Consider the following 17256-nt stretch of genomic DNA (forward strand, 5'->3'; position numbering starts at 1 on the left):
CCTTTTGTTTCAGGGCTCCTTCAGAGCGCCGGCGCAACGGTCGGAGGCACACCAAGTCACACGGGTCGACCTTCCAGTCCCAGCCGCCTGACCATCGCGGCGAACCGGGGTGCTGCACGCAGCGCGGCAAATACCGGCCGGACATTCAGCCACACCAGGTCCGTTGCGCGAATCTCGGCGGCCGTCTCGAGCGCGGTCAACGCCCCCTCGGTGTTTCCCGTTCCCAGTTCCGCCACGGCCGTCAGCACCGGCGACAGGTACCCTTCCCGCGACCGCCGCGCCAACTCCTCCACCAGCGGTGCGGCGCCGGCGCCGTTGCCTGACCGCGCCATCGCGTGGGCCTGGAAGGCGAGCACTTCAGAGCTCCCGCCGGTCAGACCCGCGGCCCGGTCAAACGATGCGACCGCTGCCGCAATGTCCTCCGCCGCCAGTTGTGCCTGCCCCAAAAAGAGGTACCCGGGACCGAAGGCTGGCTCCAGCTTCAGCGCCTCCTCCTGCTGCCGGATCGCTGCCTCCGGATGCCCGCTGAACAGCGCGATCTGTCCGAGGCTGCTGGCGACCGCAGGAGAGAGGGGATCAGAGGCCTTGGCGCGCTCGAGTTCGGCGCGAGCGTCCGCCGCCCTGCCGAGCGGGGCGAGGAGGTGCATGGCGTACCACTGGCGCGCCGTGGCGTATCCCGGCTGCCGGTCGATGGCGGTCACGAAGTCCTGCTCCGCCGACTCCCAGTTCCAGTCGTACATGGCGTAGACGGAGCCGCGTGCAGCGAGCGCTGCGCCAAGGTGTGGCGAGAGTGCCAGGGCACGGTCGGCTGCCTCCCGTGCTGCCGTCATCGCGATCCGCGGTTCCTCCACGCCATAGACGGCCTGCAGCACCCGGGCCTCGGCGACGCCGGCGTGTGCGAGCGCGAATTGCGGATCGAGCACCGTGGATACGGCGAACCGCTCCAGGCTTTCCGCGATCGAGGCACCGGTACGCCGATTGAGCGACTGGCGGCCGAGGAGATACTCGCGATGCGACTCCACATCGGCCGTGAGCGGTGTCACCATCGTGGAGAGCGGCACCGCCATCTTGACTTCGAGGGCCTCGACCACGGCGCGCGCAATGCGATCCTCGATGTCGAACACTTCCGCCATGCCCGCGTCAAACCGCTGCGACCAGATCTGGAACCCGTCGAGTCCGTTGATCAGCTGTACCGCCACTCGCATCCGCTCTCCGGCGACCCGGACGCTTCCCTCCAGAACCGACTCGACCCCCAGCCGGCTCGCCTTGGCACGGACGTCCAGTCCCGGGTCGCGCACCGCAAACGCAGAGGTCCGGGACGCCACCCGCAGGGCAGGCACCTTGGAGAGCGCATCGAGAATTTCTTCCGCGATGCCGTCGCAGAGATAGCCGTGGTCCTGCTGCGGGCTCAGGTCGGCAAAGGGCAGCACGGCAATCGTCCGACCGGTGGCGGGGACGGCGAATTCCACCGGCGTGGTCCGCAGCGCGCCCGGCTCCTCGATGGCCTGTCGGAGTCCCTCCTCGAACTGCAGCGCGGTGGGACGCTCCGCGGGGCCCTTGGCCAGGCTGCGGCGCAGCACGGCGAGGACCCCTTCGGGGGCGTCGGGTCGGTCGGGGGAGGGAATGGCGGCGGTGGAGTGGCGGGCCAGCACGGCGACCGGCGTCGGTCCATCGTACGGGGGCTTTCCCGCCAGCATCTCATAGAGCACGCAGCCGAGCGAATAGACGTCCGCCGCGGCGCGGGTCTCGCCAAAGGCCTGGTCGGGGCTCATGTAGGTGGGCGTGCCGAGCACAAGACCGGGTTCCGTGAGGCGGGCGTTGATGGACTCGGCATTCTCGTCACCATTCGCCAGCGCCACGCCGAAGTCGGTGACCACTGCCTCACCGCCGGGGAGCATGATGTTTTCCGGCTTGATGTCACGGTGGATCACGCCATGCTGGTGTGCGTACGCGAGGGCCCGGGCGACGTCGCGGGCGATCCCGACCGCCTCACGGACGGGGAGGCGGGGATGCTGCTCCAGCCGCTGTCGCAACGTCTCGGCGTCGACAAACGGCATCACATAGTAGAGAAGCCCGCCGGCCTCCCCGGAGTCGAAGACCGCCACGATGCGGGGGTGGGCCAGGCGGGCCGCCATCCTGATTTCCTGCAGAAAACGGTCCCGGCCGAGCATGGCACTGAGGGCCGGCCGCATGACCTTGATGGCCACCGTACGGTCATGCCGCAGGTCGATGGCCCGGAAGACGACCGCCATGCCGCCACGCCCAAGCTCGCCCTCGATCCGGTACACGTCGGCGAGGTCCGCCCGGACAGCCTCGTAGGCGTCGGTCACTTCGCGGGACTGCAGAGCGGGGAGGTCAGCTGCCGTCGGTCGCGTTGTTGTAATTGTAGCTGTCGTACAGGACCTTCCACTTGTCGGCCTCCTTGCGCCACACCACCAGGTACTTGGCGGAGACCGTCGGCTTGCCCGTCATGCCGAGCTTGACCACCCCGAAATCGCTGGCCAGGTCCCCGCTCTCCGAGACCACGATGCGCTCCGGGACGAACTCGAGTGACAGCCCGGGGATCTTCATCATCTCGGTCCAGTCGGCTCGGATCGCCTTGTGGCCGTGGGCGGCGGGCATGCCCGTCCAGACCAGGGAGCCGTCCTGGGCGTAGAAGGACATCACGGCCTCGAGGTCGTGCTTGCAGGCGGCCTGCCCCCACGCGACGTCCAGGTCACGGATGGCATTTTCATCGGCACTCATGGGCGGCATCGAGTCTCCAGGGGTGGGAGTGAACTGGAAGTGTGACAGATTTTGGTGGGAAGTCAATCGGGAATGGCGGACAAGTTCAGTCGGCAAGCTCATCGAGAAGCGCTTTGGCTTCCCGGAGGTCGTGTGTGGAAAACCCCTCCGTGAACCAGCCGTAGATCGGTTCCAGCCGGGCACGGGCCTCCTGCCGGCGACCCCCCGCCGCCAGGTGCCGCGCGAGAGTCGTCGTCGCACGCAGCTCCCAGGAGCGGGACTCCTGCTCCTGTGCAAAGGCGATCGCCTCTTCGAGTACTTCCTCCCCGCGGGCCGACTCCCCCTGCTGGAGGAGCATCCAACCGCGGATGCGAAGGACCTCGGCCAGATGGACGCGCTCGTGGCGGGCCTCGATGTCGGCGAGCACCTCGTCCACGACGAGCAGGCCAGCCGCCGGATCGCCCGCCCGGGCGAGTGCTTCCCCGCGCAGGGCCCGCACATACGGTCCCCAGATGCGTTGGCCGGAGCGGGCGAGGCGAGCCGCCGCCTCCTCCAGGTGCTCCGCGGCCCCGGCGTCCTGCAGCCGAAGCTTGGCGATGCCCTTGCTGATTTCGGCCAGCACTTCCGACATGATCTGGATCCCGTGCTCCCGGCCAACCTCCTCCCCTTCGCGGGCGTGTGCCAGGAGCCGCTCCGGCTCATTGCAGAAATCGAAGACCTGAGCGCCCAGCGTCACCGCGAAGGCGTGGTCGAAGGGATGTTTGCGGCGGCGGGCGTGCGCGTGGTTCTCGAGGCTCACGGCGACGGCCTGGTCCGGGTATCCCAGCATCCAGAGGTACTGGCACCGGTAGATCCCGTCCGCCGTCAGCGGGTCGCTGTTGATGAGTTTGACGATATGCTGATGCCGCTCGGCGTCGTACATCCGGCGGATCTGGTCGCCATGCCGACGCGCGGAGACCAGGTCGCCGAGCCAGTAGCTCGACGTCATTGCCGCGCGATGCCCCGCCAGCGCGAGGTCGTCGTCCTCGCTGGGGGTCGTGAGCAGTTCATTCGCCCACTCGAGAGACTCGTGGAGCCTTCCGGAGGTCAGCATGTGGACCCAGAGCACGTGCAGCACAGGGAGGTAACTCTGCCGGTGTTCGAGGGAGCGTGCCAGCTTCAGCGCCGGTTGCAGGATGTCGCTGATTTCGGGGGCGGCCCAACCGCGCGCTGCCACGAAGGCCGGTCCCAGCAGCGTCCGGATGCCGAGCTCCGTGAGGTCCCGATCGGGGCCGGCGGGCAGGTGCTCCGTGGCCGCGAGCGCCTTGCGAAGGTGGGAGATCGCTTCCGCGATGGCGAACCGCTGCAGGGCGAGTTCTCCCGCCCGCTTCCAGTAGGGAATCGACTCGACGTGGAGTGCGCCCGCCGAAAAGTGCTGGGCCAGGAGTTCCGGCTCAGTCGCCACCGTCTCCGGGAACCGCTCGGCGAGCACCCGGGCGATCTCGCCGTGCAGCTCCTGCCGACGACTCTTCAGGAGCGACTCGTACGCGGTGTCCTGCACCAGCGCATGCTTGAACAGATAGGTGGCCCGCGGGGGGGTGCCGCGACGGAACGCCAGGCCCGACTCCGTCAACTGGTCCAGCCCGGCCTGCAACTCCTCGGCCGGGGTGTGCGTGACGGCGGATAGGAGGTCGTAGCTGAACTCCCGGCCGATGGCGGCCCCGACCTGGGCAATTTCGCGGACGCCCGGCACCCGGTCGAGTCGGGCCATGAGTGAATCGCGCAGGGTTGCCGGGAGCGTGAAGCCCGCCGGTCCATCCGTATACTCGTACTCGTCGTCGGCCTCGAGGAGGCGGCCGGACTCGAGCAGCGTCTTGGTGAGCTCCTCGACGAAGAGGGGCACGCCGTCCGTCTTCTCGAGAATCTGCTCCGTCAGGCCCACCGGCAGCGGCTTGCCGCCGGTGACGCGCGAAATCAGCGCCATGCTCTGGTCGCGGCTCAGCTTGCCCAGGCTCAGCGAGGTGACGTGGGCCTCGGACCACCGGGCCTCGAACTCGGGGCGGGAGGTGATGAGCACCAGGATCGGCATCGACTTGGCCCGCTCGATCATCCGGTCGAGCACGTCGAGGGTGGTCGGGTCCACCCAGTGGATATCCTCGAACAGCACCACGCTCGCCTGCTGACGCGCCGCCGCCTCGGTCAGATCGACGAGCGCGCGGGTGGTCTCCTCCTTGAACTGCCGCGGGTTGACGGGCAGCGGTCCATACCGGTCGACGCAAGGGATCGACATCATCGTCGCGACGAGTTGCACATCGCCGAGGGGCCGGCCGAAGCGTCCGTGGAGCATCGCTTCGAGTTTGTCGAGCTTCGACTCCGCCGGCTCTTCCCGCGTGAACCGCAGCGTGCGCTCGAAGTACGCCACAGTCGGGTAGAAGGCGCTGTTCATGTAGTACGGCGAGCACTGGAAGCGCATGGGACTCGCCCCGGTGGCCTCGAGCCGTTCACGGAGGGCGTTGACAATACGGCTCTTTCCGATGCCTGCCTCGCCAGACAGGAAGACGACCTGCCCCGCACCGGTGCGGGCCTGGTGCCAGCGATCGAGGAGCAGCTGAATTTCCGGCTCACGCCCGACCAGGGGGACCATATTCTCCTGGTGGGCCGCCTCGAACCTGGTGGCCGCCCTGCTCTCGCCGCGGACCTGGTAGGCGCGGGTCGGCCGCTCGATGCCCTTGAGGTGCTGCTCGCCGAGGTCGAGGTACTCAAACGCGCCGCCCGCCAGCTGGTGCACCCGCTCGCTCACGACCATCGTGCCCACTTCGGCGATCGCCTGCAGCCGCGCGGCCAGGTTCATCGTCTCGCCGACCGCGCTGCGCTCCGCTGCCGATACCACAACCACACCGGTGGCCACGCCAATCCGCGCCTTGACCCGGCCGATCGCCGGGACCTCCAGCTCCGCGAGCGATTGCAGGATCTGCAGCCCGGCGCGAATGCAGCGGTCGGCCTCCCCTTCGTGCGCGTGGGGGAAACCAAAGAAGGCCACGATGCCGTCGCCCAGGCGCTGGAAGAGATACCCGTCATAGCGGGTGATGCAGACGGCGCAGGCGTCCTCGTAGGCCCGGATTACCTCCTGGAGCACCTCGGGGTCGACACGGTTTGCCAACTCCGTGAATCCCACCATGTCGCAGAAGAGGACCGTGAGCTGGCGTCGCTCTCCGCCGCTCTCCGCTGGCACCGCTGGTGTCGGCGCCGCGCTGGCAGTGGCGATGGCCGCAAGAATCCGCTTGCGCGGGCCGAAGGGAAGTCCCAGTTCCTTGAGGTCCGCATCGGTCAGGACGGCCAGCGTGTCGAGGTCGACCTGGTTTTCCTCGAAGAGCGCGACGTACTGCTCGAGTCCAAGCTCGGTGAGCCAGGCGGAGACGGAATGGGCTGACATGCTCAGGCGACCGTGGCCGGTTCGGCCGGGGCCGGGGTGCGCCGCATCTCAAGTAGTCCGTTGCGATAGAGCCAGGAGGTGAGGGCCACCGCCTGATCCGCCGGCATGGCATTCGCGAGCGACCGCGCGATCTCGGCCGCCGGGGCGGCGCGGGGAATGCGAGCCAGCAGCGGGGCGAGCTCCACGCCGGCGACAAAGGCAACCGGATCGTCCAGCCGGGGATGGTGCACCGCTGGCCGCGATTCCACGAAGTCCCCGACGAGGCATGGCTCGTCTGCCAGACGCACTGCCGATGACAAGCCGAGCCAGGCCTGCAGGGCAGGGGGCGGCTGGTCCGGCTCGGCGGGAACAGCGTCCGCGCCACCGGCCCTCGCGGACCAGAAGACGCCGGGGTGGGTCGACGTGGCTTCCGCGTAGTGATTCGCCGACCAAGCTGCATGCCGGCGCGCGGCGCGCGCGAGCGAGTCCTCGTAGAACTGGATGGCAGCGGCACTCGCGGCGGGGCGCCGCAGGATCGTGTTCACCACCAGGGCGCCGGCGGTGGCCGACTGGATCGCCTTCTGGACTCCGCTGGAGGAGAGCGGGTCGAGGGCGAGGGCCGCGTCGCCGATCTTGATGTGGCGCTCGTCGACCGGCGCCTCGTCGAGATAGGGAGTGGCCTCGGCAGCCCGGACCGCGGAGACCAAGGTCGCTGCGGTAGTGTCCGAGAGAATCCCGGCGGTCTCCACCTGCGCGCGGTACCAGGTCTCCAACTCCGGCGCAGCGATTCCATGCAGGCGGGAGGCGTCCACAAACACCAGCACGTTCTGGCTGCCATCGGGCAGCGGGACGCTCCAGAGCCACTCTGCGGGCCCCGACTGGATTCGTGGAACGGTCGCGGCGGCGGTGCCGCGCCAGTACCCGTAGACGGCCACCGTCCTCGGACCGGCAGCCGCACGGGCTGAACCGGGGCCGCCGGACCGTCCGGTGGCAATGGAGAGAAAACGTGCTCGGAGTGTGGAAGCGCCGGAACGGGTGGTTAGCGCCAGACGCCACCCGGCGCCGTCGCGCTCCTTCGACTGCAGGTGTGCGGGCTGGAGCAGGGTGACACCGGCCCGCATTGCAACCTCCACCAGCGCCTGATCGAACCCGGCGCGATCGACCAGGCTGCCCGTGGCCCGCGGGTCGATCCGTGGCGCGTGATGATTGCCCCAGACCACATCGACTTGCCGCACCGGCACCCGGCCGGCGCGATCAAGCACCTCCCCTGCGCCGAGGGATGCCAGCAGCGGGCGGACGCCGGGGGTGAGTGATTCACCCAGGTGACTGCGGGGGAAGGGACGGCGCTCGACCAGCGTGACGCGATATCCCAGCTGCGCGAGGCGCAGTGCATGGCACGAGCCGGCAGGGCCGGCGCCGAGCACGCAGACATCGGTGTCAAACGGGGTTGGGGATACCATCGATGGGGTCGCTCCGGTCACGCCTCTGCGGGGTGGAGCCTGAGATAGGCGCCGAGGCAATAGTGCAGCCACCCTCGAATGTAGTCGCACGCAGGGCGGCCGCGCTGAATCGTCTCGTGATGGCACCCGCCGCCACAGAGGTACCGTGCCCAGCAACTGTTGCAGGGCTCCTGCCGGTGGACGTGACGGTCAGCGAGCCACTGGTCCTGTCGAGCCGCATCGATCCCCTCGGCGAGGGAGCCCATCTGCCCGGCTTCGTCGCCCACGAACCGGTGGCACGCCGCCAGATCGCCCTCGGCCGAGACGCCGAGATACCCGGCGCCGGCGCCGCACGGATAGGGCCGGTGCGTCCCCTTGTCGATTTCCCGCATGGCGTTGACCATGTTGGCGAACGGATACCGCCGCCCCGCCGCCATGTGGCGCTCGTACTCGCGGCCGCACTCGATCATCTGGCCGAGCATCGTCTCGAGGTCGTCGTGCTGCATCTCGCCGAGTCCGGTCGGCGAACTCAGCATCGGGGAAAATCCGACGCTGTGAAAGCCGAGCCGCACGAACTCGTCGAGCGTCGGGCGGAGGTCGAGATTCCGAGGCGTGACGGTGACACGCGCCGAGACCTGCATCCGGCGCTGGCGGGCCAGGAGCGGTGCCACATTCCGCAGCACCCGGTCATAGCTGCCGGCGCCGCTCTTGTAGGGGCGCTGCGCATCGTGCAGTGCCTTCGGTCCGTCGAGGCTGACCGTCACGGCAAAGCCGTGCTCCTCGAAGAAATCGCCGTCGGCCTCCGACACGAGGGTCCCGTTGGTGGTGATGGAGAAGGTGAGCGTGACCCCCCGCTCCGCGGCCAGCCGTGCCGCGCGGGTCGTCGAGGTACGGAGCACCGTGCGGTTCACGAGGGGCTCACCGCCGAGGAACGCCAGGTTGAGCCGCGCCCCTGGCTCGGCGTCGGCCAGGAGCAGGTCCACCGCCTGGTCGGCGGCCTCCTGCGACATGTTCTTGGCCGCGCCCCCGAACTCCCCCTGCTGGGCATAGCAGTAGGTGCAGCCGAGGTTGCACTTCTGGGCAATGGCGAGGGAGAGGGCGTGGACCTTGGGGCCGCTGAGCGGCGCGTCATCGATGGCGGGCGGGTGCCCCGCGAGCCCGACTCGCTCGAGGAGCTGTTCCGCGCTGCCGACCCCCAACGCCGCATCCACCGCGGCGAAGAGGCTGGCGTCGGCGTCGAAGAGCCGGCTCCCGTCCACCACGAAGAGGTGGCGGGTGGCGCCGGCGTCGATCAGGTGCGCCTCCCGGCCCCGCGGCCTCGCCTCCTGCATGTGCCGTCGCGCTTCGGCCACCAGGCTCACGAATCGCCTGCGTTCTGTCCAGGCACGTCGCGGCCCTGGATCTGGAAGCGGAGCCAGTGCTCCCACTTGTGAAAGAGGTCGTCGTACAGGATCAGGCGTTCGTCCTGATAGTCGTCCGGGACATAGTGGCCCACCCGTTCCTTCTGGAGCCAGTTGTCACCCTTGCTGGTACCGTCGGGGCCGGGTTCCACGTTGACGTAGTCGGGACGGGCAGAGGCCCAGTAGTAGCAGGAACACTCCCGGTAGTCGTTCTGCCACGGGGAGCAAAGCCCCTGCGTGAGTTCCCCCGGCTTGACGAGGTCGCGGGAAATGACCGCGGTGTCGGCGTCGAAGAAGGGACGGAGCTTCAGCGTGAGGTGTTTGTAGCTCTTGGCCTTGTCGTCCTCGTACGGATGCTGGAGGTACCACGACGGCTTGGCGGTGAAGACACACTCGATGTCGTCGCCGGGTTTGTGGAAGTGCAGCAGGTGGGCCAGCGCGTTGGACCACTCGAGCGGCGCCAGGCCGTGCGGGTTGTTTTCCGTGGACAGCACGACGGACGCGGCGGGGTCGGCGGGGGACGGCCCGACCATGGTCGTCATCATCTTGAAGCCGCCGGCCATCAGGAGTCGATGCCCGACCAGTTTCTTGATGTCCGGGTCCTCGACATCCGGATCGACCTCCACCACGAGGTTGTCGTACTCGCGGAGGACAATGCCGGTCAGGAGCCGCCGCCAGACGGCGCGGAAGTCCATCTCGAGGCCGGGCACGCAATTGCCCACGGCCACGTCGACCCGGGAGCTGGCGGGGTTGCCGCGAGCCGGGAAGAGCAGTTGGGCCGACTTGTTCCGTGGCGTCAGGGCTGGCGGTGCCACCGCAGCCGGTGCGGGCGCGTTCCCGCCGTGCTCAAGGTTGCCGGCGGTGCCCGCGGCGGTGGCGGCCTTCTTGATGGTCTCGATCTGGCGCCAGGTGAGCGACAGGTAGTTGTTGTCCGCCCCGCACATCAGCGCCGGCATCTTCCGCCGGCCGCGGTCGGTGTAGTCTCCCGCCTCGTTCGGGAGCCGGAGGAAATGGGTGAACCAGGGCGCAGTGCCCCCGCGCATGGCGGCGTAGAGCTGCTGGTGCAGCGCCATGACGGTGATGGTGTCGACGGTCGGTTCGGACATGACCGGCCGCAGGAGGCGCTCCGTGTCAAACGCCTCCTCGGCGGGCATCGTGTCCAGCGAGAGCCCCGGCCTCCCCTCCACCATGCCGCCGTTCATGACGGCAACATTCATGAAGCGGACCGTCTCGTAGGCGCGCCGGACGATGTCCTCCGCACGGGCCTGGGTGACCTCGGCCGGTTCCGCGTCGTCGATCTTGGGTCCGTTGATGACCTGGTCCAGGTCGTCCGCCAGGGTGCGGAGGAAGCCGGCGTCGGGCACCAGCGCCGGGGGGCTGGCGGTGATCCGGGCCACCGCGCGGAGCGTGCGGCCGTCCTTCAGTTTCAGGGACACCTCCACCACGCCGTCGCAGGCGTCGTCGAGGTACCCCCGGCTCTTCGCATAGTTGCCGTAGAGCCACGGCGGTGCCGGGGGGTCGATGGCAAAGAGCGAGGAGGGCAGGGTCTCGTTCCAGAACTTGCCCCGCTTCGTGGTCATCTCTTCGTCGTCCACCGCGACGGGAATCTCGAAGCCGTACCAGGTTGTCCGCTTGCTGACCTCGTAAATGGCGCGCTCGGGCGGAATGATGTTGTCGGGATCGGGAATCGGCTTGCCGTGCTTGTCGTGAATCCGCGGCCCGTAGATCAGGCCCTTCGCTGGCATGAACCGGAAGCGAATGCCCGGGTATTGCTTGTTCGGCTTGATGTACTGGACGTGACCGAAGTCGATGAACGCCTCGGGTGACACGAAGTTCGGCGAGTGCCCCTGAAGGGGCCGGCGGACGTGGTCGGAGAACCACTCCGTCTTCGCAGTCACCTGGTCGTTGGGGTCGTCGGTGCGCCGCACCACTTTCCGGTTGGCCACTTCGACCTGCCACTTCACGTCAGTCGGCGTGAGGCCGAGCTCGGTCAGCAGGGCCAGGTCAAGCGGTCGGATGGCGTCGTCGTCGGTGACGACGAAGACCTCCAGGAACGGCCAGACGGGGCGGATCTTCCCGTTCTCCTTGAACACGACCGTCTCGGGAATGTGACTGCCGCTGATTTCGCCGGTCGCGTCGTCCACGAGTAGCGTCTCGGCGCCCTTGATCGTCCGGAACTCAAGGGGCCTGGCCGGCTCCTCCAGCACATAGTTGTCGAGGGGCGTGTCGGCGCCGCCCAGCCGACCGATGGCGAGCGGCGGGAGGATGCGAAGTTCACGGATGGTCATGAGCGGCGCCCTCCCACGTTGCCTCGGACGGTGTCCAGCCATTGCACGGCCTGTCGATCAATCCCCGAGAGGGTCTGCAGATACTTGAGGCCATCGCCGGTGGCGGTCTTGCCGATCTGTTCCGCGAGGTCGGCCGAGGTGTTCAGCAGGTCCCGATGGAGTGCGAGGCAGTCCGCTTCGGTATCGGGGAGCTCGAGCGAGTAGGGCATCTGGAACGGTGGTCCGGCCCGGTGCGGGTCGCCGGGCTTGTCGGTCAGCGGGAGCCGGAAGAGCAGCTCGGACAGCGTCTTGATGTTGTACATCTCGCCGAAGGTCCGGTGCAGCGCGCCACTCCGCATGTTGGGGACGTCGGGATCGGTGGTGCGCTGGAGCCGATAGGTATGCGCAATGTTGGTCAGCAGCATCCTATACCGGAGGTTGAAGAGGCTGGCCCACTCGCGGGACTGCGCCGATTCGATATAGGTCTGTTCGCTGTCGGCCTTTTCCGGTTCGACGGTCGTTGGATTTACGGGGCATTCACGAGTCGGCTTCCATCCTTTCACCTTCTCGAACCCCTGGTAGACACCGACGAAGCGATCGAAGTGGGAGGGCTCCTCGGTCGGCCGCCCCAGCAGGTGCGGTGCCTCTCCCTGACCGGCCACCTGCTTGAGCGCCTCGACCGCCTGGGTCCGCGTGGCCATCTGAAAGACCATGACCTCGCTCTGGTGGTGCGGCGACTGTTTGGCCGCATCCTGGTCGTCGGGGGTGGGTTTGTAGCTCTTTCCCCATTCGTTCCAGTTGGCCTGATAGGCGTAGCTGGCGGCGTTGAACTCGGCGTCGGGGATCTTGGTCGGGTCGGAGAGGATCTCGAGGATCGGTTCGTAGATCTCGCCGACGTGATGCGGGTGCCCGCCGGCCGCCTTCGTCGCCGCCTCCCGGATCCGGGCGATATCCTTGTCGAATTCCTTGCCGCGCTTGGTGCCCTTGCCACCCTTGACCGGGTTCGGCATGTCGGGTTCCATCTCGGCGAAGACGTAACAACTCAGGGATTCGATCGTGAGGGGCTCGAGACTGAACCGGAACGGGTAGTAGGGGCTGTCCCAGGGATAGTCGCTGCGGTACAGGTTGATCTTGCCACCGAGCAGGGTGATGAGGTTCTGGATGCAGAGCAGATGCCCCATCTCCTCCCGGGCGACGGTCAGGATGGCGTCGCGCCAGCGATTGACGTCGTGGCGATGCGCGTCCGGCACCTGCGGCCCGCCGAGGGAATAGGCGCCGTAGAGGTATTGGACCATCAGGCTGTGCTCGAGCTCGGCCCCGACGTGGAGGAGCATGAGGAGATGGTCCCGCCAACTGCGGTCCGCGGGCTTTGGTTGCGCGGCAAGGCGAGGGGCGGTCGGTGCGGTCATTGCACATCCCGGAGAGAGGCCACCAGGAAAGCGGGCGGGCCGGCTCGGTGGAGGAAACTGTGGAGTAGATGGGACACGGAGCAGAGGGAGGCTACGGCCCCCCGGCGAGGCTGTCAAGGAACGGTTGCGTGCCGGAATGCCTTACGAGCCCGCCACCGCGCCCCGGATTCCCACGATCAGCATCTGCGTGCCGATCACGGCCAGGATGAGGCCCATCAGTCGGGTGACGACCTTGATGCCGTTCTGGCCGAGGAATCGGACCAGCGAGGCGCTTCCAAGGAAGGCGATCAGGTTGACGGCGCAGATGACGGCGAGCGCGATGAGGACACGAGTCACCTCAGGTACTGTCGACTCGGCGGCAAAGCTCATCGCGGTCGCGATCGCGCCCGGCCCCGCCAGGATGGGCAATGCCAGGGGGGAGACCGCGATGCCGAGTGCGGCGTGCTGGCTCAGGGCGTTGTCCTCGGCGCTCGGCGTGTGGACGGTGGACTCCTTGCCCTGCAATAGCTGATAGCCGACGAGGGCGATCAGGATACCCCCCGCGATTCGGAACGCCGGGAGCGTGATCCCGAAGAGGGAGAATATCTCCCGGCCCAGGATCGTGAAGGCCGCGATGATGACAAACGCGAGCACGATCGCCTGGATTGCCACGCCGCGCCGTTGCGCCGCGTCCAGGTCCTCGGTAAGCCCGAGAAAGAGCGGGGCGTTGGCAATCGGGTTGATGATGGCGAAGAATGCCATGAACACGGTGCCAAAATGGCTGACGGAAGTCGGCATAGGTGGCGCGCCTCCTGGAGATTGCCGAATCTATCTCCTTCGCGGTATGATGTCGAATCGACTGAAACGTCCCGCACCAGGAGTCAGGCATGAGTCTCATCTCCATCAATCCGTCCACCGGACAGACCATCGCCACCCATCCGGAGATGTCGCCGAAGGAGGTGCGGGCCGCCGTCGCACTGGCGCACAAGGCGTTTCTCAAGTGGCGGACGGTTCCGGTGGCTGCCCGGACGGAGCCGTTGCGGCAGACCGCGCGGCTCCTGCGCGAGCGAATCGAGGAATACGCCGCGCTGATGGCGAGGGAAATGGGCAAGCCGCTGGCGCAGGGCAGGGGCGAGGTGGAGAAGTGCGCCTGGGCCTGTGAGTACTACGCCGACCACGCCGAGGCGTTCCTCGCCCCGGAAATGGTCGTCACGGACGCCCTGCGGAGTTACGTGGCGTATCGCCCGATCGGCATCATCCTCGCCATCATGCCGTGGAACTTCCCGTTCTGGCAGGTGCTCCGGTTTGCGGCACCCACGCTGGCCGGCGGGAACGCGGCACTCCTGAAGCACGCGTCCAATGTGCCGGGCTGTGCCCTGGCCATCGAGAAGCTCCTGCGGGACGCCGGTTTTCCAGCGCACCTGTTCCAGACGCTGCTCATTACCGCGGCGCAGGCGAAGTCCGTCATCCGGCACAAGCATGTGGCGGCAGTCACCCTGACCGGGAGCACCGCAGCGGGCAAGGCGGTCGCAAAGGAAGCAGGCGCTCGTCTCAAGAAGTGCGTCCTTGAACTGGGCGGGAGCGATCCCTACCTGGTGCTGGAGGACGCCGATCTTGTCGAGGCCGTGGAGGCCTGCGTCACCAGTCGCCTCATCAACTCCGGGCAGAGTTGCATCGCCGCGAAACGGTTCGTCGTGGTGGAGGCCGTCCGGCCGGAGTTCGAACGGCTGTTGCTGGAACGGATGCGGCGAGTGCGGATGGGGGATCCGCTCAACGCGGAGACGGACATCGGTCCGCAGGCCGGCGCGGAGCTGCGCGACCGCCTGCACGACCAGGTCCAGCGTTCGGTCGCCGCCGGCGCCCGGCTTCTGCTTGGCGGCACGGTGCCGTCGGGGCCGGGGAGTTTCTACCCGGCGACCATCCTCACCGACGTGGCGAAGGGGATGCCGGCGTACAGCGAGGAACTGTTCGGGCCGGTGGCGGCGGTCATCGCGGCCAGGAACGCACGGGCCGCCATCAAGATCGCCAATGACACGTCCTACGGCCTTGGCGCGGCGGTGTTCACGGCGGATGTGGCCCGGGGGGAGAAGATCGCTGCCGACGAGCTGGAAGCGGGCTCGTGCTTCGTGAACGCTTTCGTGCGCTCTGACCCACGGCTGCCGTTCGGGGGGGTCAAGGAGAGCGGCGGTGGGCGGGAACTGGGTCGGCACGGCATGCTGGAGTTTCAGAACGCGAAGACGGTCTACGTCCGCTGAACGGGACGCCCGTCAGTGCGGCAGCGCTCGCCGCATGCCCAACTCCAGGATCTGCTGTTCCAGGCCGCTGATCGACCGGTAGACGGTGTCGGGGGCTGCGCCTCCCCGAAATTTCAGGATCACGTAGCCTTCCCGGCTGGTGCGGGCGAGCAGCAACGTGAAGGCCTCGTGGCGAAAGCGCCGTGATACCCCGTCCGTGATCACGATCAGGTCCATCGGGGTCACGACAAGGGCGTCGCGCATGCCATGGTCGTGCGGCGCGAAGATATACAGTGCGGTGTCCTGCGCCGTGAGCGCACCCAGCGCACGAGCCGAGTCGACAAGAGCGGGCGGGATCGTCGGAGCGCTCGCATCGATGCCGGGCGGATCCCCGGTTCGGAATCCGATCCAGATCCTGAGCGCGAGGTAGCCGATCAGGGCCATTCCAAGCGCCAGTCCCCCGACCACCATCGCCGTCCGCCCGAACCAGCGCCGGCGGGTCCGCCGCCTGGCCAGCTTCGGCGACAGCAGCTTGTCCGACGCACTCGCCGCCCGAAGGGCATGGGCCATGTCCCTGGCGGATCCCCAGCGGTCGTCAGGGTTCTTCGCCAGTGCACGTGTGATGATGTCGGACAAGGCCCTCGGGAGTTCGGGGGCAACACTCGAGAGCGGTTCCGGCGCCTTGCTTACCTGGTTGGCCATGATGTTTACTGCTGAGTTGCCGGAGATCGGCCGCTTTCCCGTTGCCGCCTCGTAAAGCACCACGCCCAGCGCATAGACGTCCGCCCTGCCGTCGAGCCGGTCGCCCGCCACCTGCTCCGGACTCATGTAGTGCGGCGTGCCGCTGCTGGTGCCGTCCGGGGAGGCGTCGGCGGCCGTGGCCACGCGCGAGATGCCGAAGTCGGCGACAAAGGCATGGCCGTCGGCATCGAGCAGCAGGTTCTCCGGCTTGATATCGAGATGGAGCACGCCGCGGGCGTGGGCCGCAGACAACGCGTCCGCCACCTCCACCCCCAGGCGTGCGACGCCGGCGGGGGTCAGCGGACCTTCCCGCGACAGCCGGGTGCCCAGGGTGCCGTCGGGAAAGAACCGCATCACGAGGTAGACCACCCCGTCGCGGTGCCCCGCTTCGTACAATGGAACGATGTGGGGATGTTCGGCCGTGGCCACGAGGCGCGCCTCATCGAGCAGCCGGTCCGCCGCGGTGTCGTCGAGCACCAGCGCGGGGTCCAGCGCCTTGATGGCCACGTCACGACTGAGGAGGGGGTCCCGCGCACGGAAGACTGCCGCGAACCCGCCGACGCCGAGGAGCTCACCAAGCTCGAGGCGGGTGCCGAGTGCAGCGGCCAGGCGCGACCGCAACTGTGCCAGCCGCACGTCATCCATGGAGCGCGCCCACCTGTTCAGTCACCCTTCTTCTGATTCCGCTGCTTCTCGAACATCTGCTGCCACGCCTCGCGAATGGCCTGTGACGACCCCGTCCCCACCGCCAGCGCAAAGGCGACCCCGATCGACCCGAACCCGATCAGGAAGGCGCCCATCACGATCTGGCGCGCAAAGTTGAGTTCCCAGACCGCGAGCGCGGCCACGATGGCGAGGACGGCGGACTTGGCGATCCCGCCGAGGAGCCGTGGACTGGCCAACCCCGCCTCTGCCAGGGCGTCCTCGACCCGCTCCCCCACCGATGTCGCGATCAGCAGTCCCACGCCGATGATCACCGCCGCGACCGCCAGGTTCGGGAGGTAGGCGATCATCTGGTCGGCCACGGAGGCCAGGACCATGAGTCCCCAGATCTGGAGCGCGTTGTCGAGGAAGACGAGGAGGACGACCACCATCGTGATGGTGCCCACGGTGTTGTAGAGCGCGGCGCGCACATCGGCCTTGGCGAGTGCCGACCGCCAGCTCGTGGGCCCGCCGAGCCGGTCGAGGCGAATCCACTTGAGGAGGGCGATCACGGCGCGCTTGGCGAGCCAGCCGACCACCAGGCCGACGAGGACGACCACCAGGCCGGCCGCCAGCGTCGGGATGTAGTTGGTGAAGCGGGTGCTCAGCTCCGCGAGAGGCCCCTGGGCCGTTTGCATGGTGTCTCCTACCGTCGTCCGAAGAATGCGCGCTCGAACCGGCCGGCGCGCCTGGGTTCCACCGCCCGCACCACGAGCACTGGGCTGGCGCCCCGCTTGGCGATCGTGGTGGGAATGGTCTCGCCAAAGAGTGGGAGTGTGGGGCCGGCGCTGGGCCCGCCGATGACGACGAGGTCCGTGGGGGCGGCGGCGGCCGCGAGGCCGCGGGCCGTCTCCCGCCGATGCAACACCTGGACCTCCGCCGGCAGGCCGCCGGCCACCGCGGTCTCGCGTGCGGCAGCGACCATCGCCTCCGCTTCGGGGCGTTTGGTCCCCCGCTCAATGACGGTGAC

General features: G+C 68.1%; 12 protein-coding genes. 1 reads left to right on the plus strand and 11 read right to left on the minus strand.

Features of this window, described 5'->3' with window-relative positions:
- Positions 1 to 56: 56 nt before the first annotated feature.
- The 8 genes from R2910_06040 to R2910_06075 form a co-directional block, all read right to left on the minus strand.
- Positions 57 to 2330 (minus strand): protein kinase, encoded by a 2274-nt coding sequence (locus R2910_06040; protein ID MEZ4412526.1) that lies wholly within the window; start codon positions 2328 to 2330, stop codon positions 57 to 59.
- A 25-nt stretch (positions 2331 to 2355) separates the two neighbouring features.
- Positions 2356 to 2754, minus strand: a complete 399-nt coding sequence (locus R2910_06045; protein MEZ4412527.1) for a DUF4440 domain-containing protein — start codon at positions 2752 to 2754, stop codon at positions 2356 to 2358.
- Positions 2755 to 2830: 76 nt separating this feature from the next.
- Positions 2831 to 6136 carry an AAA family ATPase gene (locus R2910_06050; protein MEZ4412528.1) on the minus strand — a complete coding sequence of 1102 codons (3306 nt, stop codon included), beginning with the start codon at positions 6134 to 6136 and terminating at the stop codon, positions 2831 to 2833.
- A 2-nt stretch (positions 6137 to 6138) separates the two neighbouring features.
- Positions 6139 to 7575: an NAD(P)/FAD-dependent oxidoreductase gene (locus R2910_06055; GenBank protein ID MEZ4412529.1), complete on the minus strand. Its 1437-nt coding sequence runs from the start codon at positions 7573 to 7575 to the stop codon at positions 6139 to 6141.
- Between the two features lie 17 nt (positions 7576 to 7592).
- Entirely contained in the window at positions 7593 to 8906 is a 1314-nt protein-coding gene (locus R2910_06060; protein MEZ4412530.1) for an SPASM domain-containing protein, read from the minus strand.
- A gap of 5 nt (positions 8907 to 8911) precedes the next feature.
- Complete coding sequence (locus tag R2910_06065) at positions 8912 to 11242, minus strand: hypothetical protein (GenBank protein MEZ4412531.1); 2331 nt, start codon at positions 11240 to 11242, stop codon at positions 8912 to 8914.
- Complete coding sequence (locus R2910_06070; protein MEZ4412532.1) at positions 11239 to 12630, minus strand: ferritin-like domain-containing protein; 1392 nt, start codon at positions 12628 to 12630, stop codon at positions 11239 to 11241. Before R2910_06070 ends, R2910_06065 begins: the two co-directional genes overlap by 4 nt.
- A 141-nt stretch (positions 12631 to 12771) precedes the next feature.
- Positions 12772 to 13407 (minus strand): MarC family protein, encoded by a 636-nt coding sequence (locus tag R2910_06075; GenBank protein ID MEZ4412533.1) that lies wholly within the window; start codon positions 13405 to 13407, stop codon positions 12772 to 12774.
- An 89-nt stretch (positions 13408 to 13496) separates the two neighbouring features.
- Between R2910_06075 and R2910_06080 the strand changes: the two genes are divergently transcribed.
- A complete protein-coding gene (locus R2910_06080; GenBank protein MEZ4412534.1) occupies positions 13497 to 14864 on the plus strand; it encodes an NAD-dependent succinate-semialdehyde dehydrogenase in 1368 nt (455 codons plus the stop codon).
- A 12-nt stretch (positions 14865 to 14876) separates the two neighbouring features.
- On the opposite strand, the gene R2910_06085 is transcribed toward R2910_06080, so the two are convergent.
- From R2910_06085 to R2910_06095, 3 genes are all read right to left on the minus strand, one after another.
- Positions 14877 to 16229, minus strand: coding sequence for a serine/threonine-protein kinase (locus tag R2910_06085; GenBank protein MEZ4412535.1), 1353 nt, complete (start codon positions 16227 to 16229; stop codon positions 14877 to 14879).
- Positions 16230 to 16246: 17 nt separating this feature from the next.
- Positions 16247 to 16924: a hypothetical protein gene (locus tag R2910_06090; GenBank protein MEZ4412536.1), complete on the minus strand. Its 678-nt coding sequence runs from the start codon at positions 16922 to 16924 to the stop codon at positions 16247 to 16249.
- Between the two features lie 8 nt (positions 16925 to 16932).
- On the minus strand, positions 16933 to 17256 hold a 324-nt coding region (locus R2910_06095), incomplete at its 5' end, for a hypothetical protein (protein MEZ4412537.1).

It is taken from the genome of Gemmatimonadales bacterium (genome assembly GCA_041390145.1).
Taxonomy (GTDB): domain Bacteria; phylum Gemmatimonadota; class Gemmatimonadetes; order Gemmatimonadales; family GWC2-71-9; genus SPDF01.